Annotated in this window: 1 protein-coding gene; it reads right to left on the bottom strand. The window is 27.2% G+C overall.

From position 1 onward, the window contains the following. Window positions 1-161: 161 nt before the first annotated feature. On the bottom strand, window positions 162-1,328 hold the full coding sequence (locus IV88_RS08905; RefSeq protein WP_057800539.1) for a hypothetical protein: 1,167 nt from the start codon (window positions 1,326-1,328) through the stop codon (window positions 162-164). Window positions 1,329-1,528: the final 200 nt, after the last annotated feature.

Below are 1,528 nucleotides of genomic sequence, written 5' to 3'. Positions count from 1 at the left end.
ATAATTTGGTTAATTGATTTTTTCAAAAATATCTTTATTAATATTATTAGTAGACGCCATTTTTTAAATTCACTTCAATCGTGAAGCTTATTATTTAAGTATAATCACCCAATGGTGAATATTATAAATGGTAATTTCAGACACATTAATAACTTTTAGAATCATTCCACTAAGTTTAGTTTTTCATTACTCAAGAAAAGTTTTGGATCGGACAATAATATTGGAATTATGGTATTGAGCGAAGTATTTATAAAAGATGATTCAACCATACCATTGATAATCACTATAAAAAGTATTAATCCCACAATAACAAAGTCCTTTTTAATAAGTGAATAACATCTATAAGCACAAATACCTACAATAAAACAAAAAGATAAAAGCCCTCCAACATATAAGCTTGCAGCATAAGAGTTGTCAATATAAAAATACTGCATTAGTGAATTTTGTCCTTCATATCCACCATTTCCATTCTGAACTATGACTTGTCCGAATAACTTAATTCCGTAATTATTAACCAATGTGTCCTGTAATATAAGCCTATCACTCAACAACTTATTAATAATTACAAATAAGTTCGTTCCAAATGGAATTAATTTTGTTAAAAATATTGAAAATACTATTCCTACAACAACAAAAATAGGAATTAGGGTTTTCAGTAAGATCTTTGCTAGCTTTAAATATTTTTTTAAAACAATAATTAGTATCAATAAAGCAATAGAAAATGTATCGTTTCTAGATCCTGTATAGGTGTTGCATAAAATCATTAGTAAAGTCATTATTGATAGTGTTACAAACGTTTTTTTAGGCCATAATATGGACACTGAAACCGCTAAGTAAAATAAATATGCAGATAACACTAAAGGATAAGTTGTTCCAAATGAGTTTCTAATTCTACCATTTCGAGGATACCCTAAATTCGGTATTATACCTGTAATCGATAGCAAAACTAAGATTAATAAAGATACTAAAGTAATAATAAACGTTAACTTAACAACTCTTTTTACTGGAATATCTTTCAATCCTGTTAGTGTCATTGCAAATAGTAAATAATCTAGGTTTCTCGTTTTAAGAAAAACAATAATGCCAACTATACTAAACGATATACCAACTATACTTTTTAAATTAAAACGTTTGAATATTAACGATAGAATAAATGCACATCCACACATTGCCAATCGGGTAAAGACCAATAAAGAACCACTTATATAATAAGTAAACATTGAAAGTTGAATTGTTCCACTAATTAAAGAGAGTGAGTAAAAAAATAATATAGTATTATCTATTAAATTTGTTTCATTAAAATTAAATCCGATTGATTTTTCTGTCAATTCATCCACCTGTAATACTTTTAGTCTATTTATTTTCTAAATAACCAACTATTATCCTACTGATTTCACATACAACTAGACCACCGTTTATGTAGTTGATTTTTTGATGATTAGCCCAGCAGTATTTGTTATCCAAGCAGAACTCAACTGTGCCATGATTCACTATAGTAAAATAAATTAATGTATTATTTATCGTCTGC

The organism is Pediococcus argentinicus, assembly GCF_001437605.1.
Lineage (GTDB): Bacteria > Bacillota > Bacilli > Lactobacillales > Lactobacillaceae > Pediococcus > Pediococcus argentinicus.
The sequence above is the reverse complement of the archived record's forward strand: the minus strand, read 5'-3'. Positions and strand labels throughout refer to the sequence as shown.